We start from the raw sequence: 25507 nt of genomic DNA on the forward strand, positions 1-25507 counted from the left end.
ATGGGTTAAATGTTTAAAATGAATTTATATAGCCTATTGCTACAAGCCTGTCTTTCTATGCTTTTTTAATAAAAAAGCTTATTTAATCAATCATTTGAGAACAGCGTTTTACTCATTCTCAGGTTGCGTCATTTTTATCAAACGCTTATGAATAGAGGTCTTATCTGAGATACTAATCCCTGAAAAATCAGAGAGCCAAATACCATCAGCCACCAGACGCACCATACATAATGTTTCGGTATTGTCGGTTGCTTGATGTTTCTTTAATTGTGCATTTGCCCACTTGGCCCACAACTCACGTAACTCGCTATCGCCTAGCATCAATGCATATAAGGTTGCTTGACTATCGAGCTCTTCCTGCCCCTTTTCGCCTAAGCTAATCGTGGCATTGATATAAGCACGAGTAAAAGAGCCGTAACGCACAGGGTCTTCTGCCATGGCTTGATTGACTTCTGCCTCAAATCTAGCCATCGCATCATGAAACACTTCAAGGATGAGTGCATTTTTAGTGGTGAAATGATGCATCACCCCGCCTTTGGTCACCCCGACCGCATCAGCGACCGCCTGAAAGGTCACTTTTGATAAGCCCTGCTCTAACGTGATTCGCGCTGCCTGATCTAGTAGCGCACGACGGACAACTTCGGGCTGTTTTTTACGTTTGTAAGCGTTTTCCATTTCCATATCAGTGCACCACAGAATTAGAGAATAAGTTCATCACCACGACACCGCCCACAATCATAGCGATACCAACCACAGCTGCCGTATCAAGACTTTGCTTAAAAAAAATCAAGCCAACGAGCGATGTCAGCACAATCCCCAACCCGCCCCATAGTGCATAAGCAATACCAAGCGGTATGGTTTTGATGGTTTGTGTTAATAAGTAAAACGAGATGGCATAAAGCACACCCATAATCAGGGTCGGCACCAAACGCGTAAACTGCTCTGACTTGACTAAAAAGGTCGTGCCAACCACTTCGCAAATAATGGCGATGGCTAGATAACCGTAGGCAATAGTGGTGGGACTCATAATTAGGTTACCTGTCTCAGATTGATCACATATTAATAATGTATATACATTAAAGAAACCATACGGTCGGTATTCTATAGAAATATTCTAGTAATGTGAAGGGCTGTTTCTGATTTTTTTGTTTCGAAGAAGGTACAGATTGTTTTACTATTCAAAAAGATAGCCGACTTGTCTAATCAAATTACCGCTAGATTTTATATCCAACCTACATGAATAAGGGTTTTAAACACTTTTAGCTCATTCTTTAGCCCATTTAGAGATTTATCGATTGAATTGAAGACACGCCCTAGTCAGCAAATAATATTTTAGCGGTCAAAATTTGCCAAAACAGCCCGCTTTATAAGGGATTGCTGGTTATTTTTGACAGATAACAACAATATTTATAATTAATGGCATAATAAGGTTGACAGCCTATAACAACTTGGCTAAAATGTGCCCCACATAACGCAAACAAGACAAGCAATAGCGCTTATCTAACTTATCGTTATACCAACTTATTCTCCAATAGCTCAGTTGGTAGAGCAACGGACTGTTAATCCGTGTGTCCCTGGTTCGAGCCCAGGTTGGAGAGCCATATACTAAAAACCTTCATCATTATTTGATGAAGGTTTTTTTATGGTTGCCGTTTTCAATTAAGAGGATAGCCGCAATCTTAGGGCGTGTCCTCATTTTAAAAGTGGTGACAAAAATGAGATAAATTGCCGTCAAACAAGGACAGTAGCACAAATAATGTCGAGATATTAATAAGCTATTTGACGATGTTTGGCAAAATTTAGCCATTTTTATCCCATTTAGAGGTTAATCGATTGAATTGAGGACACGCCCTAGTGCGATTGGCATGCTACGGTGTTCTTTTAGGCGTTTTTGTTGTATGGTAAGGATAGTTTTGATTGGGTTAGTTTTTGTCTGAGTGCTTTACTTCTACTCACTAAAAATAATGGTTTATTATGATACCTGTACGTGTGAAAAATAAGTTTTCTGATCATCCGCAAAAAATCATGCGCCCGATCAGTATTCGTTTGTCTGAAGAGATGATTTCGCTATTAGAAGCCACTTCAAAAGAGTTGGGGTTTAAACGCATCCAAGGGCTTATTCGTTTATATATTCGTCAAGGGCTTGACCGCGATCATCAAGACTACACCCTAGCCCATGACGAGGTGTTCATCGAAAGCCTGCGTAAACGCGGAGTCAGCCAGCGTATTATTGATGAGGCCATTGTGGTGACCCACAATAATAATATTACTCACTCACTATCTGAGCTGCAAGAAAATGACCAGACTCATGACTAACCATTCAAACAGTCGTTAGGTGTTACTACTGTTAATAAAAAAGACTGAGTTTGCTTAACAGCACTCAGTCTTTTTTTGTGGGCGTAACAAAAATATGCCTATTTTGCTTGCGATACAGCATTTAGCGATAATTAAACACAACCTCTCATCAAACGAGGTATATTAAGAAAACGCTCATTATTTTGTTGTCATTCTTTATTATCCATAAAGATTTTTAAGGAGGTGTACGATGGCGAGTTTACATCAACGCTTGAATAAAGCTTTGTTATTGACGATTGCCTTAGCGATACTACCAATCGTTTCTGGTTGCTCACAGCCAACCGCGGATCCAACCAAAAAAACCATACCGACCAACTCTGACCAGTGGCAGAAAAAACTCGGCACTACTTTTGAGCAGTTACCTGAATCTGAGCAGCAATTACTCAGCCGCTACATGTTGCGAATGAAACTCAGCGGTGCCTATGAGTCGGGGGCGATGCCGCGTACCACTATCAAGCAAGCCCTTGTGCAACAGCGTGAATACGAACGACTACATCCAAACAATCCAACAGGTAAAAAAAGCCCCATCGTCAGCAGCCAGCCAGCTTATAGTGCCAATGCGCAGAACTACCCTGTCGCTCTACTACCAGTCAAAACCAGCGATAGTGACAGCTTAAATCAAGTAAAACTGCAGTTTATGCTCTCTAATCACGGCAAGGTCGCCATTCGAAGCTTTAAGGGCACACTGACCATGCAAGATGCTAACTTGGCGCAGGGCAAAAGCTTTAACGTACCACTAACACAGTTTGACCCGCCTATTAAACCAGAGCAGTCTGGCAAGATCATCATCGAGAGCAGTATTGAAGACATCAACGTTATGCGTGCCATTAAAAACACCAAAGACTTGACCATCATGATCAGTAAAGGCACATTGATATTGGAGAATGGGCAGGAAATTAAGTTTGATGAGTCGTTAATGAAATAAAAAAACGCTACAGAATATTTATAAAATAATAGGATAAATATCCAGCATAAAAAAGCCCCAATCATCACTGATTAGGGCTTTTTTTGAATTTGGAGGAGACGGAGAGATTCGAACTCTCGAAGGGCTACAAACCCTTGTCGGTTTTCAAGACCGGTGCATTCAACCACTCTGCCACGTCTCCATTTGTGCATTATTATAACGATATAAAATAAAAATGCAACAAAAAAAGCCGCAATCATTAATAATGATTGCGGCTTTCGAATTTGGAGGAGACGGAGAGATTCGAACTCTCGAAGGGCTACAAACCCTTGTCGGTTTTCAAGACCGGTGCATTCAACCACTCTGCCACGTCTCCATTTGTGCGTTATTATAGCGATATAACATAAGAATGCAAGCAATTAATTGCACGAATTTAAATTATTTTGATGCTATCGTTGATTCAGTTTAAAAAAGAGTCAAGGCAACTGCATGCAGAGGTATATATGATACTTGCAGTGAGGTTAGCGCGGTCACTCTATTATAGAGAATTGACGATAGGTTTTTTATGAGAAGCCAGATGTAGACACATATCTAGTAATCTATTGGCATAACCCCATTCGTTGTCATACCATGCAAAAACCTTGTACTGGCTACCCACTTGCATGAGCTGCTGACCATCAATGATCAAAGACTCAGTCTGATGGATAAAATCGCTAGAGACCAGTGGCTCATCCGTATAAGCCATGATGTCACGCAAATGTGCCTGACTGGCAGATTTGAGTGCCTCGCGGACTGCCTCGACAGACACATCGGGCGTATCAAAAACAAAAGTCACATCAATAGCGGCTACATCAATGGTAGGCACTCGTATCGAATGCCCATTTATCTTGCCTACCATAGCAGGCAGCACACGCTCTGTCGCCGCGATACTGCTAGAGGTGGTTGGGATAATATTATAACCAGACGCGCGCGCGCGTCTTGGGTCACGGTGGGCTTGATCAAGCACTGTTTGATCAGCGGTAACCGCATGAATCTCTGTCATCATCGCTGACTTTACCCCAAATGCGGTATCAAGCGTCGCAATCAAGGGAACCAAGGCCTGCGTGGTACAAGAAACGCTCGATATAATCGGCAGCTCACGTGTTAGCTCATCAGTATTAACGCCCATAACGATACAAGCATCGACATCATCGAATGGTGCCGCACCGATAATCACCTGCTGCGCGCCAGCCACTATGTGCAGTTGTGCTTGCTCATAAGAGCGAAAATGTCCGGTACATTCTAGTACCACATCGACACCCAGCGCCTGCCAAGGCAACTGCGCAGGGTTAGGTTCTGAGAATAAATTGATACAGTAGGTATAATTGTTTTTTGTCAGACAAAGCTGTGTGGCGCTGTCATTGTTACCGTCATCGCTCGCTTCATCGTTGCTACTTGCCACAATATCAGCACTGACCCCAAGGCGACTTAGGCGACCATGCGTGCTGTCAAACTTTAATAAGTGCAACAGAATGTCAGCAGGGGCTAAATCATTAATTGCCACCACATGGATGGCACGACCTAATACCTCAAAGCGCTCTAGCAATGCCCGCAAAACGTTGCGCCCTATACGTCCAAAACCATTGATAGCAATCCTCAGTGGCTGTGTGTGCTCACTAGATGCATGAAACGCCGCTGCTGCTATTGGGTCAGACGTTAATTGATAAGTGGCGCTCGAAAAATCAGGCATAAAAAGATATCGCTATAAAGGGATAAAAAATTGAGCACTACAAAGTCAGCGCTACAATGAGACAAAACCAACAAGTTGTTAATCGGCTCTAGAGATTGTTATATAAAAGCTAAATGGCTTTGGTGAATGCTTTAACCCTGAATTGTCATACTCAGTATCAAGACGCCATTGGGCATTAAGGCGTTATAAAAATCAGTGCCAAACGAATAGCATTGTAATCAATACTTTGCTTAAGATGATCGAATATTGGACGCAATTTAATACTGCCATCATCATTGAAATCATTTGGATTATTGGCGACTTTAATCGCGACATAGGCATTACCAACCGCCGTCATCACCTCATCCTCTGGCCGCAAATGATCACAAGCGAGACTTGGATCTTGAGATTTTAGGTCAGCAATATGACGCATGATGGTCGATTGTGACAACTGGCGTGCTTGTGAGATTTCTGCAATCGACAAGCTTTCCTCTAATAATAATCGCGTCGCAAGCAAGGTACTGTCCGACTTATCTGAAACTTGATTGCCCAGTTTCTGTTTTTTGTCTATTTGCGCCTGTTGTTGCTCGCGGCGCTTTTTTTGCAAAGTGGAGTAAGCGTCAATCACTGACTTACTCAGCGTTCCGCCTGATTTCAAGATAAACTTCTCATGTGCCTGCGTCATGCTCTCTTCATCAAGCATCGAATAATTGGCATCAGCTTCATCAGACAATACTAAAAAGCGCTTATCTGCACCGCGTGCTAGCGGATCAAGCTGCAAGCTCATGTCGTTCATACCCAGCAACTGCAAACCTGCCAGCGACTTTAATCGTGATAATGCCACATAGCCCTGCCCCAACTCAAAAGTACGTGATAAGTCAATCTCAGCAGCTTCAAGCGTCATGCCTTGCGACTTATGAATGGTAATCGCCCAAGCTAGACATAATGGCACTTGCTCATAGCTTGCGAGCACATCGCCCGTCTCATCTTCGATGATCCATTCTTCAGGCTCAGCGACAACTTCACGCCCTGAATTGAGCCGAACCACGGGCATTTCTTGCGTCGTTGGCTTTTTAGATTTTGGTTTTTCTTTTATGGCTTTTTTACTTTTGCCTTTTACATTCTTATCATTCTCACTTTCAGCACTGTCGTCATCGTCTTCGATTAAATCGTCACTACTGTCTTTGCTATCATCGATTTTAACAGCGGCAAAACCAATCAATTCACCCATCGTACCGTTGGACACGCCAAGTTCGGTATTGTTTTTGATAAACATTACCTTGGCACCGACTTTTAATACCAAATCATCTTGGGTACGGACGGTCTTTTTAAGGGTCTCAACCAGTTTACTGTCGCCCGTAGATGTGGCGGTAAAGCGCATCATCTCGCCCTCTAACGCCGCAAGCTCTTTATCATTGATACTATTAACGTTGAGATTGTGGGTATAAAGACGGGTACGTTTGATATCGACATTTTGATCAAAAGTCGCCTCCAGCGCGGCAATCGATTCAAAAGTGACTTCCTGACGGCGAATTTGGTTGAGAATATCGTCCAAATCAAGCCCGCCATTTGCCGCTTCACTAACCTGCCTGTGTTGCTCAGACAGATAGCAAATATGGAACTTGGCATCAAGCCACGCTTCAGACATAAAGGCAAATTTTTCACGGTTGGTTTCACCCTTACTACCAATCGGTGGCAGCTGGAAAAAATCGCCCGCAACGACGACCTGAATACCACCAAAGGCTTTGTCATTTTTGCGGACATGCTTGAGTACTTGGCTGACCAAATTGAGCTGCTTAGCATGCAACATCGATATCTCATCAATGACCAATACCGCGGTGTCTTTTAGTCGGTCTGCCAAAAACTGCTTGCGTGATAACGTAGTCAAGTCGCGGTCGCTTAACTCATCTTTGATACCGATGCCGGACCAACTATGAATCGTTGTGCCATTCATGTGTGTGGCAGCAATACCGGTACTCGCAGTGACGGCGACAGGCACACGGCGCGCACGCAGGTAGTCGATATATTGATTGAGAGTATAAGTCTTACCTGAACCTGCTGAGCCAGTCAAAAAGACATTTTGACCCGTTTTTAAGATATCAAGAGCAGAAGATTGACGCATATATCTAAACCAATTAAGTTAATAGTAATAAGAAAAACAGCTTAAGAGCAAACAATAAGAGAAAAAGCTGCCAACAATTATAACAGCTACATCTGTTTTGCGGACGACTTTCACCCTGATAAGCCACATAACTTAAAGTTATACGATACGAAATATATCATTATAAAAAGTCATTATCGCTCATCGCTAAAGCTCAGTACGATAGGGTCATAGCTTGGTCAGGATGGCCAAATATTTATGCTTAAGTCGTTTGTTCTTAACTAGCCATAATACACAACAAGGAGTCGTTAATGTTATACGCCTATCCCAATACTGAAAATAGTCCCGTCCAATTCCGCAAAAAATATGATAACTTTATCAATGGTGAGTGGGTCGCGCCAATCGATGGCGAATACTTTGACAACTCAAGTCCAATCGACGGTAAAGTATTCTGTCAGGTCGCACGCTCAAAAGAAGCAGATGTTGAAGCTGCACTAGATGCCGCTCATGCTGCCAAAGACGCTTGGGGCAAAACGAGTGTCACTGAACGCTCTAATATGTTGCTCAAACTTGCCGACGGTATCGAAGCCAATTTAGAGGCAATCGCTATCGCTGAAAGCTATGAAAACGGTAAACCGGTACGTGAAACCCTCGCTGCTGATATTCCAATAGCAATGGACCATTTGCGTTACTTCGCTGGCGTTATACGCGCGCAAGAAGGTGGCATTAGCCAAATTGATGAAGATACCGTTGCCTATCATTTTCATGAACCTTTAGGCGTTGTCGGTCAAATCATTCCTTGGAACTTCCCTATTCTAATGGCGATCTGGAAAATTGCTCCAGCGCTTGCAGCGGGTAACTGTGTCGTCCTCAAGCCTGCTGAGCAAACCCCTGCTTCTATTTTATACATGCTTGACTTAATAGGCGCGGCGGATATTTTACCTAAAGGTGTATTAAACGTTATTAACGGCTTCGGTGTAGAAGCTGGTAAGCCAATCGCTTCTAACCCACGTATCGATAAAGTTTCCTTTACTGGTGAGACCACCACTGGTCGCTTAATTATGCAATACGCCAGTGAAAATATTATTCCAGTGACTTTAGAGCTAGGTGGCAAAAGTCCAAACATCTTCTTTGCCGATATCATGGATGAAGACGATGACTTCTTAGATAAAGCCGTCGAAGGCTTGGTGATGTTTGCGCTGAACCAAGGCGAAGTCTGTACTTGCCCATCACGTGCGCTCGTGCACGAAAGCATTTATGATGAGTTTATGAAACGCTGTATCGCTCGCGTTAAAGCCATCAAAATGGGTAATCCGCTCGATACCGATACCATGATTGGTGCTCAGGCCAGCTCAGATCAGTTAGAAAAAATCCTATCTTATCTTGATATCGGTAAAAAGGAAGGTGCTAAAGTCTTAGTTGGTGGTGAGCTCGCCAAACATGATGGCGATATGGCAAACGGATATTATGTGCAGCCAACCATCTTTGAAGGCACCAATGATATGCGCGTGTTCCAAGAAGAAATCTTTGGTCCTGTGCTAGCCGTCACTACTTTCAAAGACGATGAAGAAGCGATGGCGCTAGCCAATGACACTTTATATGGTCTTGGTGCTGGCGTCTGGACGCGTAATGGTACTCGTGCTTATCGTTTCGGTCGTGGCATTAAAGCGGGTCGCGTTTGGACAAATTGCTATCACCTCTATCCTGCGCATTCAGCGTTTGGCGGTTATAAGCAGTCTGGTATCGGTCGCGAAAACCATCTGATGATGCTTGATCATTATCAGCAAACCAAAAACATGCTGGTATCTTATAGTCCTAAAGCGATGGGCTTCTTTTAATTCTGTTTTTCAAAGCACTTTATGGCAAAACTGTAAAGTGCGACCTCGATGCTCGCCGAGCATCTTAATGTAAAGAACGATGACAAGGAGTTACAACGTGAGTAATAAAATGAAAGCGGCCGTGCTGCATGAATTCGGACAACCCTTAGAAATTGAAGAAGTAGATATTCCAACCGCAGGTGCTGGTCAAATCGTTGTAAAAATGCAGGCATCAGGTGTCTGTCATACCGATTTGCATGCCATTGAGGGCGATTGGCCAGTGAAACCTAGCCCACCGTTTATCCCAGGTCACGAAGGCGTTGGTCTTATCACCGCCGTTGGTGAAAATGTCCACCATGTCAAAGAAGGCGACCGAGTCGGTATCCCTTGGCTCTACTCTGCTTGTGGCCACTGTACCCATTGCTTAGGTGGTTGGGAAACCTTATGCGAAAGCCAACAAAACTCTGGTTACTCGGTAAACGGCAGCTTTGCAGAATACGTGCTAGCAGATGCCAACTATGTCGGTATCATTCCTGAAAGCGTTGACTCTATTGAAATTGCACCAGTGTTATGTGCAGGTGTCACGGTCTATAAAGGTCTTAAAATGACCGACACTAAGCCAGGCGATTGGGTTGTTGTTTCAGGTATTGGCGGACTCGGTCATATGGCAGTTCAATATGCCATTGCGATGGGATTGAACGTTGCTGCTGTTGATATTGATGATGAAAAACTGGCATTCGCTAAAAAACTGGGTGCCAAAGTCACTGTCAATGCGAAAAATACTGACCCTGCTGAATATCTACAAAAAGAAATCGGCGGTGCTCACGGTGCGCTCGTGACAGCAGTATCTTCAAAAGCCTTTGATCAAGCACTAGGCATGTTACGACGCGGTGGTACTTTGGTCTGTAATGGTCTACCAACGGGCGAATTCCCAGTATCCATTTTTGATACTGTTTTAAACGGTATTACCATTCGTGGCTCAATCGTTGGTACGCGTCTCGACTTGCAAGAGTCGTTAGACATGGCAGCAGCAGGCAAAGTAAAAGCCACCGTTGCCGCTGAGCCACTAGAAAATATCAATGATATCTTTGATCGTATGCGTGATGGCAAAATCGAAGGTCGCATTGTCATTGACTATAGTCTGTAGCAACCATTACGTAGCCACATGCTTTATGATATTTTGAGACTCGTAATACCGTCTCAATGACTGGCTAGAGTAATCATTAGTAAAGGGTCGTATCGTTTTCAACCACATATGATAAATCATGTGAGTGAATATGATGCGACCCTTTATTTTCTATTCAGTATGATTATGAAAGATATCCGTTCGGGTCTAACGATAAGGAAATCATTATGAACGTCACAGCGACAGAGTCCTGCAAAGCATTAATCGACTTACTAAAATCTAAGCACGGTGAGCTGATGTTTCATCAATCAGGCGGCTGCTGCGATGGCAGTTCACCCATGTGTTATCCATTGGGCGAATTTAAAGTAGGCGGACAAGACGTACTCATCGGCGAGCTGGTTGGCTGTCCATTTTATATGGGTAAAGCTCAGTATAAGCTCTGGCAACATACCGATCTAACGATAGATGTGGTCGATGGACGCGGAGCCAGTTTTTCGCTTGAGATACCTGAAGGTAAGCGCTTTATCGTACGTTCAGAGATATGTGCTATATAAGTTTAAATAGCCTATACCAGCGGTTTCACGTCCTAGTATTGTTTTGCCATGCCATATATTGATTGATAAGTACCCCTTAGTCATTTTTATTTTATTATTCCAGCAAAATAATAGATACTGTAATGCGTACCCTATTTCAATAAACGCGTTTTAACGAGCACGTTTTACTCAGCATGGATGCTAGAAGGAATGTAAAATGGAATTTGATAAAAAATTTGATTACGTCATCGTGGGTGGTGGTTCAGCTGGCTGCGTACTTGCTAGCCGATTAACAGAAAACCCAGACATTAGTGTCTGCTTATTAGAATATGGCGGTGAAGGCAAAGACCTTGCTGTCCGTGTCCCTGCCGGACTGATTTTGATGGTGCCAGGCAAGCCGCTGAAACTGAATAATTGGTGCTTTCAAACTACGCCGCAAGCGCATCTGAACAACCGTCGTGGCTTCCAACCACGTGGTCAATGCTTGGGTGGCTCATCTGCTATCAATGCCATGATTTATACGCGTGGTAGTGCGCTCGATTATGAACGTTGGGTAGAACAAGGCTGTACTGGCTGGGGATTTGATGATGTACTGCCCTACTTTATCAAAGCAGAAAACAATATTCATGGTAGCTGCAAGCTGCATGGTGATAGTGGTCCGCTGCATGTCAGCAACTTACTGAGTCCACGTGATATCTCCAAAGCTTTCGTAGAAGCCGCCATTACTAATGGTTTAGATCATAATCAAGATTTTAATGGCGAAAAGCAAGACGGTACAGGGCTATATCAAGTCACCCATTTTCATGGCGAAAAACAAGGTCAACGCTGCTCTGCGGCGGCCGCTTATCTACATCCAGTACAAAACCGATCAAATCTGACCGTCATCACCCACGCCCAAGCCAACCGCGTCATTTTTGAAGACAAACAAGCCGTTGGTGTCGCTTATGAAAAAGATGGCGTCGAGCATGCGGTGATGGCGCGTCATGAAGTGATATTATCTGGGGGCACTTTTGGCTCACCCAAAGTCCTGATGTTGTCAGGTATTGGACCTGCTGAGCATCTACAATCACATGGCATCGACGTCGTGGTAGATGCGCCCGATGTTGGTGGTAATCTACAAGATCACTTGGACGTCGTTTTTGATTACGAGGTCAATACCACTGACGTCATCGGTATTGGTATGGCGACGATTTCGACATTGACCAAAAGTATTCGGCAGTGGAGAAAAAATGGTACAGGCCTCTTGTCTACCAACTATGCTGAAGCGGGCGCGTTCTTTAGTGTCGGTGATGATCCAAAAGAGTGGCCAAATACCCAACTGCACTTTGTGATATCCCGCGTGATTGAGCACGGTCGTGATCTCAGACGTGGCTTTGCGGTCTCTTGTCACAGTTGCTACCTACGCCCTGAAAGCCGCGGTACGGTCAGACTGGACTCCGCCGACCCCTCAGACGCGGTATTGATTGATCCAAACTACCTCTCGCACCCAAAAGATGTGGAATATATGATTGCAGGCGCGGAGCGTACGCGCGCCATCATGCAAGAATCACCCATCGCCAAATATATTACTGAAGACTACCCTGCCCCCTATATCGAAAAAGACGGTATGCTCGGCTATATCCGCAACAAGTCAGATACCATTTATCATCCTGTCGGCACTTGCCGTATGGGCTCAGACAGCAATTCAGTCGTCGATTTGCAATTAAAAGTACGCGGTGTAAATGGATTAAGGGTCATCGATGCCTCAATCATGCCGACTTTAATCAGCGGTAATACCAATGCGCCAACGATTATGATTGCTGAAAAACTCGCAGACCTTATTAAAGCAAATCACGGTCATATCGAACGAATCACGCCATAAAACATGGGAAGATATGCGTCTTATAATTAGTATTTTTATTTAAGAAGCTTATATATTAAAACTTTATATTCAATAAAATGAAAATAAGCGAATTATATAAAAGTTTAACCCATATTTTTTCGTGGTTATTTTTATCAGCATTTCTAAAATAAGGAGAGACTCTAACAAATTCGGCAATAAAGATAGTAAAACAGAACGTTTCCTATCAAATTAGCTTACGGATGTCTTGCATTACCACTGTTGAACAGAGTATATTTAAACTACTTATTTATATCGGTATTTTTTGCAAATCTGAATAATGGTTAATATAACCTGAAATATTTTTTATTTTGCATATTAGAAACGCGATATAAATAATTGCTTTAAAGGGAATTAAAAGCACGCTCATTATATTTATGGGTCAAAAACGATCTTATAAATATATTGGCGACTATTTATCATTACATAGGATGTAATAATGCAAAAATCACTCTTCAAACTGACGATGTTGGCGACAGTTATTCTAGGCATCAGTGCCTGTAGCGGCGACAACAAAACCACCGATGAATCTGCTGCCAGCTCAGATGCTAAAGCAGCCAAAACCTTACTTTATTGCTCAGAAGGTAGTCCGGCTGGATTCGATCCAGCACAATACACTGCAGGTACAGATTTTGATGCGAGCGCCTTTCCCATCTACAACGGCTTAGTGGAATTCAAAAGAGATGGTACTGAGATTCAGCCAGCCTTAGCCGAAAGCTGGGATATTAGTGAAGACGGCAAGACTTATACCTTTAACCTACGTAGAGGGGTTAAATATGGTAAGACCGATTACTTTACCCCAACCCGTGATTTCAACGCAGATGACATTGTCTTTACCCTGGAGCGTATCACCAATCCAGACTTTGAATTTAATAAAGCCTATCCTGCTGAGTTCCCCTATTCGGTCGGTATGGGGTTACCTGATATTATCTCCAATATCGAAAAGGTTGATGACTCTACCGTCAAAATCACGCTCAGCGAGACCAACGCGCCATTTTTACAGAACCTAGCGATGCCCTTCGCTTATATCGATTCTGCTGAGTATGCAGAAAAGTTAATGGCTTCTGGTAATGCTGCTGATATCAACACCAAACCTGTGGGTACAGGACCTTTCGTCTTTACTTCTTATCAAAAAGACGCGCAAATTCGTTATACCAAAAATCCAGACTACTGGAACAAAGACGATATTCATATCGATAATCTCGTGTTTGTTATCACCAAAGATTCGGCGGTTCGTGCGCAAAAAGTGCAAGCAGGCGAATGTCATGTGTCCGCTTATCCAAAACCTGCCGAAATTGACTCTGTTAAAAAATCTGGTAAGGCCACCGTTCTCGATCAACCCGGCTTTAACGTCGGTTATGTCGGCTATAACGTTGAAAAACCGAAGCTTAGCGACCTTAAAGTTCGCCAAGCACTAGATATGGCCATTAATAAAGACGCTATTATCAATGCGGTTTATCAAAGCGAAGGATTAAAAGCCACCAATCCTATGCCGCCCACACAATGGGGTTACGACAAATCTATCAAAGATGCACCTTATGATGTGGAAAAGGCCAAGTCCCTTATAAAAGAAGCAGGCGCGGACAAACTTGCGATTAATCTATGGTATATGCCCGTTCAACGCCCATACAATCCTAATGCCAAACTCATGGCTGAAATGCTACAAGCAGATTGGGCAAAAATTGGTGTCGATACCAAGCTTGTGACGTATGAATGGGGCGAGTATCTAAACCGCGCTGCTAAAGGTGAGCCTGATGTCATTCTAGCGGGCTGGACTGGTGACAATGGGGATCCTGATAACTGGCTTGGTACGCTACTATCTTGTGATGCGGTCGGTGGCAATAACTACTCACGCTGGTGTAATAAAGACTTTGACACTTTGGTGACTAACGCCCGTCAGATTACCAATCAAGATGAGCGCGTCAACGACTATGTACAAGCTCAGCAGATATTCAAAGAGCAATTGCCTTGGACGACAATGGCGCATTCGGTGGTCACGGTATTCACCGCACCAAACGTCGTCGATTATAAAATTAGTCCGCTTGGCTCAATACGCTTCGATGGTGTAAAGGTTGAATAACCTGAGCTGATGACGTCCGGTAAGACATGCATGATTGTTTAATTTATATTCGGCTGGGTCAGACACTCTGCTCCAGCCGTATTTATATGAGTTAAGCGCCTTATTAAGCATTTTGTCACCGACTCTCTCATCTCTGCCAACATTCTACTCATCGATCTAAAACGATTGAACCACAACTATTGAATTGAGCAGCCCATGCTACTTTATATTTTGCGTCGCATTGCCATTCTAATTCCTGTCTATCTTGGCTTAACGCTATCGACATTCACCCTAATTCGGCTCGTCCCTGGAGATGCCGTCGAGATTATGATGGGTGAGCGTATGGTCGATCCAGAGCTACATGCTCGCGCGTTAGAAAGACTTGGCTTAGACAAACCACTCATTGTCCAATATTGGGATTACTTAACCGGAATATTGACCGGTGATTTTGGTCAATCCTTTCGTACTCGTACTCCGGTATTACAAGATTTCTTTGCTCATTTTGTACCAACCTTAGAGCTGGCTTTGTGTGCCATTGTCATTGCCAGTGTTGTCGGTGTGAGCTTAGGTATCTTTGCCGCGCTACGACGTGGTACATGGATTGACTACACTCTAATGTCAGGAGCGCTGGCTGGCTATTCTATGCCCATCTATTTATTGGGGCCTATCCTGACTGGTATATTCGCCCATTATCTCGGCCTATTGCCCGTCGCTGGTGTCATATCTGTCGCGCAGTTTTTAGACGTCAAACCTTTATATGGATCATGGCTACTTGGCTCTTTAACATCAGGAGAACCTGGCGCATTTTGGGATGTGGTCAAACACTTTATCCTACCGTCTATTGCCTTATCGACTATTCCGCTTGCCATGATTGCACGGATGACGCGCTCGGCGATGCTAGAAGTACTGGATGAAGATTACGTGCGTACAGCGCGTGCCAAAGGCCTATCGCCGCGCCGCGTGATATTGGTACACGTCATGCGTAATGCCTTAATCACTGTGGTGACTGTAATTGGCTTACAGATGGCGACCTTGCTCGCGGGGGCTATTATCACTGAGACTATCTTTAGTTGGCCAGGTGTTGGTAATTGGCTGCTCGATGGGTTTTTCACTCGTGATTATCCTATTGTGCAAAACGGTATTTTATTGGTCGCCACCGCCCTGATTTTGGTTAGTTTATTTATTGATATTTTGTATGGTCTGATCAATCCACGTATTCGACATACTTCTTAATTTAACATTGATAAATACTCATATTATAAATAGTGGTTATTGGTGTTTGTATGGTCTTGAGTGAGTTTTAGCACATTTTAAATGCTTGCTAGAAATGGAACTCTACATACTTGTAACGCGCTAGCCACTATAGGAACTGCTCATGAAGCCTTCTGTTCTTCCCTCTGATGTCAATCTTATGGCCGCCACACCGCCGTCATCTTGGCAGCTATTTTTATCGACGTTTTGCCGAAATAAAGGTGCGGTGCTTGGTTTTATTGTGCTGGCATTGATGGTCATTATTGCCATCCTTGCGCCTGCCATTGCGCCCCATGACCCTTACGAGTTATTTACTGGTCAAGAGCAGTTGCCGCCTGCCTTTCTGGATGGCGGCAATACCATGTTTTGGCTGGGCACGGATGATGCTGGACGAGACACCTTGTCTCGGGTGATGTATGGCGCGCGTTATTCTCTATTTATCGGTCTGAGCGCGACGACTCTTGCCATGTTAGTCGGTGTTTCATTAGGACTTAGTGCTGCATTTTGGCCCAAGGTTTGGGGCAAAGCGGTCATGCTGGTCAATGATATTTTGATGTCTTATCCGAGCTTGCTATTGGCGATCATTATCGCCGCCATCCTAGGCCCTTCTATGACCAATACGATTATTACCATCGCCTTGGTCTGTACGCCACCTTTTATTCGGCTGACTCGTGCTACTGCAATGGTAGAGCTACAGCGTGAGTATTTTATCGCTTCGCAAGTGATGGGCGCTGGTGTGCTTAGATTGTTATTTATCACCATTTTGCCCAACTGTATGGCACCGCTCATCGTGCAGGCGACGATGATTTTCTCGTCTGCTATTTTAGAAGCAGGTGCAATTGGTTTCTTAGGCTTTGGTGTTCAGCCACCCGATGCTGAATGGGGTGCAATGCTTGGTACGGCGCGTCAATATATTCAAAGTAATGTTTGGCTAGCGATTTGGCCCGGTGTCGCTATTTTCTTAGCCGCATTGTCGATTAACTTGACTGGTGATGGCCTACGCGATGCGCTAGATCCCAAATTAAAGCAGGTGACCTAAGATGACTGAACCATTAATTAAAACGCCTACCACTCACACTTCTATGAATGGCGCATCAAAAAAAGAATCACCATTGTTGTTAGATATTGAAAATCTTTCAGTGACTTTCGGGCAAGGGGTGCGCGCTTTTCGTGCAGTCGATGATGTGTCGTTAAAGATTACACAAGGCGAAGTCATCGCAGTCGTGGGTGAATCTGGATCGGGTAAGTCAGTTACGATGATGGCACTGATGGGGCTACTACCACCCTCTGCAACTGTCCGTTCCAAGCGCGTTATGTTCGATGATAAAGACATGCTCAGTATGTCAGCCAAAGAAAAACGCGGCATCATTGGCAAAGACATCTCAATGATCTTTCAAAATGCCATGTCTTGTCTAAATCCAAGCTTCACGGTTGAGATGCAACTGGGCGAAGTATTACGTAAGCATCTAGGCTTGCGTGGCTCAGCCGTACAGGCGCGTATCCTAGAGCTGTTAGAGCTGGTCGAGATGCCCGATGCCAAAAATCGACTCAAGGTTTATCCGCATCAGCTATCAGGCGGTATGAGTCAACGAGTTATGATTGCGATGGCAATTGCTTGTGAGCCCAAACTACTCATCGCCGATGAACCTACCACCGCGCTCGATGTCACAGTACAAGCGCAAATCATGGACTTGCTAAGCCGATTGCAACGCGAAAAACAAATGGCGATGATACTGATTACCCACGACTTGGGTTTGGTCGCGCAAAACTCGCGTGATGTCGCGGTCATGTATGCCGGACAAGTGGTCGAAACCAGTACCGTGCCGGAGATTTTTCAAAAGCCTGCTCACCCTTATACGGAGGCCTTGCTGCAAGCCATTCCAGAGCTGGCTATCGGTCAAGACCGTCTGAACAGCTTACCCGGTGTCGTACCCAGCCAATACGATCGCCCGAGTGGTTGCTTATTGTCTCCTCGTTGTCCGTATAAAGAAGCCGCTTGTGAGGTTCCACCGCCCATTTTAGATACTCCTAATGGCAAAGTGCGCTGTATTCATCCAGAATTACCGAGCGCACCTTCTCATCTATCCACCTCTCACGCTGCTACATTGGAGTCACAAGTATGAGTAATAAAGTGGTCCTAAAAGCAGACAATCTACACAAGCACTACCCAGTATCACAAGGTCTGGGCAAAGCAAAAGCGTACGTGAAAGCGCTCAATGGTATCTCATTCGAGCTTGAAGCTGGCAAGACACTGGCCGTCGTCGGTGAATCAGGCTGCGGAAAATCTACCCTTGCCCGCCAGTTGACATTGATCGAAGCGCCTACACATGGTGAGCTATTTATCAATGATGAAGGCACCACTGGCTATAGTAGAAAAGCACTCAAAGAGTTGCGTACTGAAATTCAAATGGTCTTCCAAAACCCTTATGGTAGCCTCAACCCGCGCCATACTATCGGCTATCAGTTGACGGAACCATTGGATATCCATACCAAATTGTCCAAAGAAGAAAAGCGCGACAAAATCAACGAGATGATGAGACATGTCGGTCTACGACCTGAACATGCTGGTCGTTATCCGCATATGTTTTCTGGTGGTCAGCGTCAACGTATTGCCCTCGCCCGCGCGATGATGCTCAATCCGAAAATCGTCGTCGCTGATGAGCCAACTTCCGCCCTTGATGTATCAATCCAAGCGCAAGTCTTAAATCTATTTATGGACTTACAGGATGAATATCGCACCGCTTACGTCTTTATCTCACATAATTTATCCGTCGTGCGCCACGTCGCTGATGATGTGATGGTGATGTATTTAGGTCAAGCTGTTGAGCACGGTCCCAAAGAAGCGATTTACAACGCGCCAAAACATCCCTATACCATCGCGCTACTGGCTGCTGCACCAACGGTAAATGGCCATAAAAATGATTTGACCCTACAAGGTGAGCTACCAAGTCCACTAAATCCACCAAGTGGCTGCGCCCTACATAAACGCTGCCCCTATGCCAAACAGCAATGCAGCGAAGTAGAGCCGCAACTGCGAGAGTGGGACGGTCGATTGGTGGCTTGTTTACGTTTGGAAGAAATATATGGATAAGGTGACTAAGGTTAAGATGGTTAACGATTAATCAATACTCACCACGCCCCAACACCTAGGAAATTTGCTACAACCAAAAAAGGCCTGACCTTGATTCAGGCCTTTTTTTGCTACTCGCTTGATCATCTCACCGTTACATCTCGGGCAGGTTGGTGTTTAAATCAAATAAGCTGTATGGTCTATCGCCTCACCTGTCGCAGAGGAACTCGTTGCTAATTCAAGCTCTACAACCTCAAACGGTGTAAGAAATACTTTATCGGCAATATCATGTGAAATACTGTTATACGAAGTGACTGTCTGCTGAGTATTCAGGCTGTCAGTTGGTAACTCGCTAGATTCAATCTCAGTTTGACCAGACCATCGCAGCACTTCTCGGCTTTTCAGCGTGGCTCGTTTAGCAGTTTCTTTTATTACCGGCTCGAGTGTAGGCTTACTGGCAGTTTTAGCAATTGTTTTATCAGTAGCGTTACCGCTAGGCTGCTGATTAAACTGGCTATGCTTGTCTTTTAGATAGGCTTTATGCTCTCTATTGGTGCGTCAAGATTTGCTAAATCTGTTGCTATTAATCTGCTCAACGATAGACTTGACCTCGTCTTCAGTCAGCATCTCATCTTGTTTCTTCTTCACATAAGAGACCATCCCACCTGTTAATACGTGTTCGGGCAACTCATCACGGGTTTTCAGCTCACACTCACCGATGAAAGCAATCATCGAATGGAAGTAGCTCAGCTCCAAGCCCAATAAATCTGCGAGCGTCTTAATGTGCAAGTAGTTTTGACGCAATGGATTTTGGAATTTGAATTTACTTCCATTCGGGAAAGCTTGTGTCCACTGCTTTTGCTTTTCGCTACCATATATCCAGCCTTTATAATTCTTGGTTTCGATGACAAAGATGCCGTATACAGAGACGATAATATGATCGATTTGGGTACTGCCACCATTGGCTTTTGGCAAGGTGATACCGTTTAAGCGATGATAGACATTTTTTTCTAGTTTTAACCACATGGCTACATTGATCACAGTTTCACCTAGGAAACCTTTAAAGCTGGATTTTAGGGACATGGTTGCTCTTATATTTTCAAGTAATCAGAAAGTACGCTTCGCATATAAAATTTAAGGATCCTCATAATTTTCATGCAACAGACCTCCTAATAACATTCTAAATACAATAAAAACAAACAACATATTTACTGAAGAAATAGCTATTACTATAGAACTAAATAAAGCCGTAATACTAGAACTTTCTAAGATAATGATTTCACTATAAGAATTCAATCTAGATACAAAACTAAGTATCAAAATAGAAACTATTGAAAAAAGAGACCAACTCCCTGATACTAAAAAATATTTATATACAACAACGTCGTCCGTATACTTACTTACAACCATATTAGTACTTTTTAATCTACTCATGTACTTTGAACCAAATAAGGTACTAATAGTAGTAAGATAAAAACCAAAAAATATAGCGAAAGCTGTAATAAGATTTTGCGCTGTATAATTAGTAATAGGTAACGCAAAGATATAACTAACAGCAAATGTACAAAGAAATATTATTAATCCTATGTAAATGTGTATTTTCCTCATAAACAATCCGTTCTTTCAAGTTTTTTCAAGAACTCTTTAGTTATATCACTAGGATCAAAGAGTTTAGTCTTCTTATCTTGATTTACACTTACATCTATCTTCTTCGTCATACTATCTAATCTAAAAATAGTATCTAAGTGATTCTTATCTTTTCCTATGCATACTAAATCCCTAAATAAACCATCCTTACGCATTCCCACTAATTTTTTAAATTTCTCTAAAAAATCTTTTGTTACATTAGCCTCTTTCATTTTTATACTTAACTCATATTCCATGTCATTACTAGGTGCTAAGCCTAATAACTCTTTAGGTTGAGGAAGCATATCAAAAGCTCCTAAAGTTATAGTATTGAATAAATCTTCTCTGTACTTAAACTTAACTTGATTAACTAATGCTATTGTTTCAATGAACCTATCTGGGTTTGAAAAAACATTACTTATACTTACGGTACTTTGTTTTTCTAAATAATCTAGCTTTCTTTGAAAAAAGCTTTCTACCTTGCCCTTTAAATTCAAATTATTTATGAATAGAAGCTTAGTTCTATTATCATAGAAGCAAAACAATTGCTTATTAGGCTCTAATAAATCTATCTCTCTAGGATTCTTCATACTTTCGTAAGTTTTAGTATCAACAACATCTTCTGAGTAAGGAGTTGTACAACCAATTTTTGCATAAAACCAATATACATCATCTGTTAGTTTTCTAATTTCATCAAATAAATAATAAGTATCTTTATCTTGATAGCTTTGCTCTGAATTATCAAATAGTACTTCTAAATCCGCATCCTTAACTAAGCTTCCATCAATCAATACCTGAAGTGTTGAGAAATTTACAATCATACTTTACCCTTTAAATAATAAACTTATGTTTTGATACAATCATTTATAATAACAGACTTGTAATTAAAACCACATAAGTTCTAAGAGCATACATATAATAGATTATGTACAGAGCAGTTCATCGACTCTTCGACAATAGCTAGTTATATACTTAATGGTATATAGAGTAGCAGAAGACTTACCGATGTAGTATGAAGTAACTCATATTTACGTCATCTACTGTCGTGTCATATTCATCCAAATAGTGAGCTCCTACCCTCCAAAAATCATGAGTTAGAAACACAAAGAGAAGCTCAAACAATACAAAAAAAAGCCACTAGATTTCTCTAGTAGCTCTTTTTTTATTTAAACGCTAACTAAGTTAGGTTTATTACACCAAACTATTTACTGCTTCAACCACAGCGTCAGTCGTAATACCAAACTCTTTGTACAAGTCACTTGCAGGAGCAGATTCGCCATAAGTGGTCATACCGATGACTTTGCCGTCTAGACCAACGAACTTATACCAGTAATCTACATGCGCCGCTTCGACTGCGACGCGTGCACGGATATTGGCAGGCAATACGGCTTCACGATAGCTAGCATCTTGCTCTACGAAGATCTCAGCACATGGCATAGAGACTACACGGACGCCAACACCATTTGCGCTCAACGCTTCATACGCTTCCATCGCTAGGCCGACTTCTGAACCAGTCGCGATGATGATGGCTTGTAGCTCGCTTTGTTCTTTCGCCAATACATAACCACCTTTGGTGATGTTGGCTACTTGCTCATTATCGCGTGCTTGATGTGGCAAGCTCTGACGGCTAAAGATCAATGCTGATGGATTGTTTTCTGATTTGATTGCTTCTACCCAAGCACTAGCAGATTCAGTCGCATCACACGGACGCCATGTGCGTAGATTTGGCGTGGTACGTAGGCTAGTCAATTGCTCAACTGGCTGATGCGTTGGGCCATCTTCACCCAGACCGATAGAGTCATGCGTATAGACATGGATGACGCGCTGCTTCATCAATGCGCCCATGCGTACCGCGTTACGTGCGTACTCCATAAACATCAGGAACGTTGCGACGTAAGGGATAAAACCGCCATGCAATGCAATACCGTTGGCAATCGCGGTCATGCCGAACTCACGTACGCCATAATAGATATAGTTGCCGTCAGCGTCTTTTTCGATGCCTTTAGCGCCTTTGAATAATGTTAGGTTTGAGCCAGCTAGATCTGCTGAACCACCTAGCAATTCTGGTAATAATGGCTGTAAGGTATTGATGGCGTTTTGACTGGCTTTACGGCTAGCAACATCGCCGCCCACTTCTTGCGTTTGCTGAATATAAGCTTGTGCTTGGCTATCAAAGTCAGCAGGCAAATCACCATTTAGACGGCGTAATAACTCAGCTGCCAGTTCAGGATAGGCTTTTTTATACGCGTCAAAATCAGCATCCCAGTTCTTCTGTTGGACGTCACCTTTGGCTTTAGCATCCCATGCTTCATAGATTTCATCATCTAATTCAAACGGGGCATGTTTCCAAGATAACGCATCACGAGTCAGAGCGATTTCGTCATCACCTAGTGGCGCACCATGACTGGCTGCAAGACCCTGTTTGTTCGGGCTACCAGCACCGATAGTAGTTTTGCAAATCAAAAGACTTGGTTTGGCAGTCTCTTTAAGCGCTTGTTCAGTTGCTTGAGTAATAGCATCGGCATCATGACCATCGACCTTGATAACTTGCCAGCCGTATGACTCAAATCGCGCCTCAGTATCATCAGTGAACCAGCCTTCGACATTACCATCGATAGAGATGCCATTGTCATCATAGAAGAAGACCAGCTTACCAAGACCTAACGTGCCAGCCAGTGAGCACACTTCATGACTGATACCTTCCATCAAGCAACCATCGCCTAAGAACGCATAGGTATTATGGTCTACGACGTTATGACCGTCACGATTGAACTGTGCCGCTAAAGTTTTTTCAGCGATCGCAAAACCAACGGCATTAGCAATACCCTGTCCTAATGGACCGGTAGTCGTTTCAATACCTGGTGTGTAGCCAAGCTCAGGATGGCCTGGAGTTTTTGAATGCAGCTGACGGAAACCTTTCAGATCATCAACGCTGACATCATAACCAGATAAATGCAGCAATGAGTAAATAAGCATTGAGCCATGACCGTTCGATAAGACAAAGCGATCACGGTTGTGCCACTGTGGATCGGTTGGGTTGTGCTTCAAAAACTTGCGCCACAAAACTTCGGCAATATCGGCCATACCCATTGGCGCGCCTGGATGTCCAGAGTTGGCTTTTTGAACCGCATCAAACGACAGTACACGGATGGCATTGGCTAATTTACGTTCGCTAATTGGAGCTGGCATAGAGTGTCCTAGTATTGGGCTAAGAGGAGAGTTTACTCAAAGGAGTATAAGCATAAGGACGCCAAATGCGTCCCTAAGTTATAGACTATAAAATCAAAGTGTAATATTAACATATTTGCTATGAGGCTAGCCAAGAAATGGTATGACAGAATCGTTTGTGTTTAATAATTATTCATATCAGTTTTATCAAACTACCCTATATTAAAAAGCTGTGAGTCATCTTAGTAACTCACAGCTAGTACAAGCAATATAGATATTAAACTGAAATCGTCTCAGCACCGCCCATAAACGGACGCAATACTTCTGGAATCGTGATACTACCGTCAGCGTTTTGATGATTTTCCATCACTGCCAATAGTGTACGACCCACTGCCAAGCCTGAACCATTTAGCGTGTGTGCCAAGCTGGTTTGTTTGCCATCTTTGACACGTGTTCCCATACGGCGCGCTTGGAAATCACCGCAGTTAGAGCAGCTTGAGATTTCACGATAGGTATCTTGGCTCGGTAACCATACTTCGATGTCATAGGTCTTTTGTGCTGCAAAGCCCATATCACCCGTACATAACTGAACGGTGCGGTATGGTAGGTTCAACTGCTGCAAGATATATTCGGCTTGTCCAGTCATTGCTTCTAATAAATCATCAGATTGCTCAGCGGTAGCAATATTGACCATCTCAACTTTTTCAAACTGATGCTGACGGATCAAACCACGAGTATCACGGCCATGTGAGCCTGCCTCACTACGGAAACAAGGCGTATGCGCGGTAAACTTAAGTGGCAGCTCGCTAATATCCAAACGCTCGCCACGTACCAAGTTGGTCATTGGCACTTCGGCAGTAGGGATAAGATAAAAATCCATGTCTTCATTGTTTGTATGATTTTTGAGCTTAAACAAATCATCTTCAAACTTAGGCAACTGCCCCGTACCTTTTAGGCTGTCTGAATTCACAATATAAGGCACGTACGTTTCAAGATAGCCGTACTTCATGGTATGGGTATTGAGCATAAATTGAATCAGGGCGCGATGCATTTGTGCCAACTGTCCTTTTAGTACATTAAAGCGGCTGCCAGTCAGCTTGGTCGCGGCTTCAAAGTCGAGCATACCAAGTGTCTCGCCAATATAAGTGTGATCTTGAATTTCAAAATCAAACGTACGAGGCGTGCCCCACTTGCGCACTTCTACGTTATCCTCTTCTGACGTACCCACTGGCACATCAGCTGCTGGAATATTTGGAATTTGCATAGCAGCTTTGTTGATACGCTCTTGTAGAGTGCGCAGCTCGTCTTCGGCTGTTTTAATCTCACCACTGACATTCTGCATCTCAGCCAATAGCTCACTGGCATCTTCGCCTGATTTTTTCAAAGCACCCACTTGCTTAGCACCCGCATTACGGCTCGACTGCAACTCTTCGGTTTTGATCTGCAAAGATTTACGTTCTGACTCAACCGTTTGCCAAAAATCTATGTCAAGTGCATAACCACGAGTGGCCAACTGCTGTTGTAAATCGCTTAAATCGCCGCGTAAGAGTTTTGGATCAATCATAATAGTTGCCTGTAACGCTAGAAGTGAGGAAGAGGTTCGAAAGTGTTATTTTTAAAGATACTGTTTTCAAAGGTGCTGATTTTATCAAAATAAGTGATAGCCGCTATAATACCAAGACACAGCAGATTTGACCATGTTTTGACCGCTGCTGATTGAATTTTCATTTATTACTTTCATTATCCGTAGCCAGTTATATTTGCTTTAAATGCATCTCTCAAAGTTCAGCTTACCTCAATAAGCCTCGCCCATCCTTATTAAAACCATTAATATCACCTCTATCAACGAACAGAGCGGCTTATATGTTTCATTTAGAGGTGCTTTTCGGTAAGATAAGCGCATACCTTTT

General features: G+C 43.3%; 20 protein-coding genes, 3 tRNA genes and 1 pseudogene. 12 read left to right on the top strand and 12 right to left on the bottom strand.

The features are described 5' to 3' along the window. Window positions 1-108 precede the first annotated feature (108 nt). Both JMY05_RS07555 and JMY05_RS07560 read right to left on the bottom strand, forming a co-directional pair. Window positions 109-681 carry a TetR/AcrR family transcriptional regulator gene (locus tag JMY05_RS07555; protein WP_055125112.1) on the bottom strand — a complete coding sequence of 191 codons (573 nt, stop codon included), beginning with the start codon at window positions 679-681 and terminating at the stop codon, window positions 109-111. 1 nt (window position 682) lies between these two features. Then, the gene (locus JMY05_RS07560) at window positions 683-1027 is read right to left on the bottom strand and encodes a DMT family transporter (protein WP_201539990.1); all 345 of its coding nucleotides are present in this window, start codon (window positions 1025-1027) and stop codon (window positions 683-685) included. 498 nt (window positions 1028-1525) lie between these two features. Between JMY05_RS07560 and JMY05_RS07565 the strand changes: the two genes are divergently transcribed. From JMY05_RS07565 to JMY05_RS07575, 3 genes are all read left to right on the top strand, one after another. Next, a tRNA-Asn gene (locus tag JMY05_RS07565) sits at window positions 1526-1601 on the top strand. Between the two features lie 373 nt (window positions 1602-1974). After that, window positions 1975-2316 carry a hypothetical protein gene (locus JMY05_RS07570; protein WP_045447190.1) on the top strand — a complete coding sequence of 114 codons (342 nt, stop codon included), beginning with the start codon at window positions 1975-1977 and terminating at the stop codon, window positions 2314-2316. Between the two features lie 229 nt (window positions 2317-2545). Then, window positions 2546-3280, top strand: coding sequence for a hypothetical protein (locus tag JMY05_RS07575; protein WP_045447193.1), 735 nt, complete (start codon window positions 2546-2548; stop codon window positions 3278-3280). A gap of 90 nt (window positions 3281-3370) precedes the next feature. Here the strand turns inward: JMY05_RS07575 and JMY05_RS07580 are convergent. From JMY05_RS07580 to JMY05_RS07595, 4 genes are all read right to left on the bottom strand, one after another. After that, window positions 3371-3461, bottom strand: a tRNA-Ser gene (locus tag JMY05_RS07580). 83 nt (window positions 3462-3544) lie between these two features. Next, window positions 3545-3635: transfer RNA gene (locus JMY05_RS07585), tRNA-Ser, on the bottom strand. Between the two features lie 162 nt (window positions 3636-3797). After that, window positions 3798-4988, bottom strand: a complete 1191-nt coding sequence (locus JMY05_RS07590; protein ID WP_045444577.1) for a type I glyceraldehyde-3-phosphate dehydrogenase — start codon at window positions 4986-4988, stop codon at window positions 3798-3800. Window positions 4989-5163: 175 nt separating this feature from the next. After that, window positions 5164-7089, bottom strand: a complete 1926-nt coding sequence (locus JMY05_RS07595; RefSeq protein WP_045444574.1) for an AAA family ATPase — start codon at window positions 7087-7089, stop codon at window positions 5164-5166. A 290-nt stretch (window positions 7090-7379) separates the two neighbouring features. Here JMY05_RS07595 and JMY05_RS07600 point away from each other — a divergent pair, with 290 nt between their 5' ends. The 9 genes from JMY05_RS07600 to JMY05_RS07640 all read left to right on the top strand — a co-directional run bounded on the left by JMY05_RS07600 (window position 7380) and on the right by JMY05_RS07640 (window position 18824). Further along, the gene (locus tag JMY05_RS07600) at window positions 7380-8906 is read left to right on the top strand and encodes an aldehyde dehydrogenase family protein (protein ID WP_045444571.1); all 1527 of its coding nucleotides are present in this window, start codon (window positions 7380-7382) and stop codon (window positions 8904-8906) included. A 97-nt stretch (window positions 8907-9003) separates the two neighbouring features. Next, on the top strand, window positions 9004-10032 hold the full coding sequence (gene adhP / locus JMY05_RS07605; protein ID WP_201614710.1) for an alcohol dehydrogenase AdhP: 1029 nt from the start codon (window positions 9004-9006) through the stop codon (window positions 10030-10032). Window positions 10033-10238: 206 nt separating this feature from the next. Then, a complete protein-coding gene (locus JMY05_RS07610; protein ID WP_045444568.1) occupies window positions 10239-10565 on the top strand; it encodes a DUF779 domain-containing protein in 327 nt (108 codons plus the stop codon). Window positions 10566-10761: 196 nt separating this feature from the next. Continuing rightward, window positions 10762-12405, top strand: a complete 1644-nt coding sequence (locus JMY05_RS07615; RefSeq protein WP_201614712.1) for a GMC family oxidoreductase — start codon at window positions 10762-10764, stop codon at window positions 12403-12405. A 457-nt stretch (window positions 12406-12862) separates the two neighbouring features. Beyond that, entirely contained in the window at window positions 12863-14503 is a 1641-nt protein-coding gene (locus JMY05_RS07620; protein ID WP_045444565.1) for an ABC transporter substrate-binding protein, read from the top strand. Between the two features lie 195 nt (window positions 14504-14698). Next, window positions 14699-15715 carry an ABC transporter permease gene (locus JMY05_RS07625; protein WP_045453107.1) on the top strand — a complete coding sequence of 339 codons (1017 nt, stop codon included), beginning with the start codon at window positions 14699-14701 and terminating at the stop codon, window positions 15713-15715. A 142-nt stretch (window positions 15716-15857) separates the two neighbouring features. Beyond that, window positions 15858-16772 (top strand): ABC transporter permease, encoded by a 915-nt coding sequence (locus tag JMY05_RS07630; protein ID WP_087814459.1) that lies wholly within the window; start codon window positions 15858-15860, stop codon window positions 16770-16772. A 1-nt stretch (window position 16773) separates the two neighbouring features. Beyond that, window positions 16774-17856 (top strand): ABC transporter ATP-binding protein, encoded by a 1083-nt coding sequence (locus tag JMY05_RS07635; protein WP_201614714.1) that lies wholly within the window; start codon window positions 16774-16776, stop codon window positions 17854-17856. Further along, window positions 17853-18824 (top strand): peptide ABC transporter ATP-binding protein, encoded by a 972-nt coding sequence (locus JMY05_RS07640; protein WP_045444559.1) that lies wholly within the window; start codon window positions 17853-17855, stop codon window positions 18822-18824. The genes JMY05_RS07635 and JMY05_RS07640 overlap by 4 nt, the downstream gene beginning before the upstream one ends. A gap of 27 nt (window positions 18825-18851) precedes the next feature. Here the strand turns inward: JMY05_RS07640 and JMY05_RS13855 are convergent. The 6 genes and pseudogenes from JMY05_RS13855 to serS form a co-directional block, all read right to left on the bottom strand. Further along, window positions 18852-18962 (bottom strand): annotated as a pseudogene (locus tag JMY05_RS13855) (DNA topoisomerase I); the annotation flags it as partial. A gap of 18 nt (window positions 18963-18980) precedes the next feature. Continuing rightward, complete coding sequence (locus tag JMY05_RS13860; protein ID WP_227678135.1) at window positions 18981-19193, bottom strand: hypothetical protein; 213 nt, start codon at window positions 19191-19193, stop codon at window positions 18981-18983. A gap of 168 nt (window positions 19194-19361) precedes the next feature. Continuing rightward, complete coding sequence (locus JMY05_RS13865) at window positions 19362-19886, bottom strand: nuclease-related domain-containing protein (protein ID WP_227678136.1); 525 nt, start codon at window positions 19884-19886, stop codon at window positions 19362-19364. 521 nt (window positions 19887-20407) lie between these two features. Further along, the gene (locus JMY05_RS07650) at window positions 20408-21250 is read right to left on the bottom strand and encodes a hypothetical protein (RefSeq protein ID WP_045444554.1); all 843 of its coding nucleotides are present in this window, start codon (window positions 21248-21250) and stop codon (window positions 20408-20410) included. Window positions 21251-21620: 370 nt separating this feature from the next. Continuing rightward, window positions 21621-23618, bottom strand: a complete 1998-nt coding sequence (tkt, locus tag JMY05_RS07655) for a transketolase (RefSeq protein WP_201614716.1) — start codon at window positions 23616-23618, stop codon at window positions 21621-21623. Between the two features lie 256 nt (window positions 23619-23874). Continuing rightward, window positions 23875-25161 (bottom strand): serine--tRNA ligase, encoded by a 1287-nt coding sequence (gene serS / locus JMY05_RS07660; protein ID WP_045444551.1) that lies wholly within the window; start codon window positions 25159-25161, stop codon window positions 23875-23877. Window positions 25162-25507: the final 346 nt, after the last annotated feature.

Source organism: Psychrobacter sp. JCM 18902 (assembly GCF_904846615.1).
Classification (GTDB): domain Bacteria; phylum Pseudomonadota; class Gammaproteobacteria; order Pseudomonadales; family Moraxellaceae; genus Psychrobacter.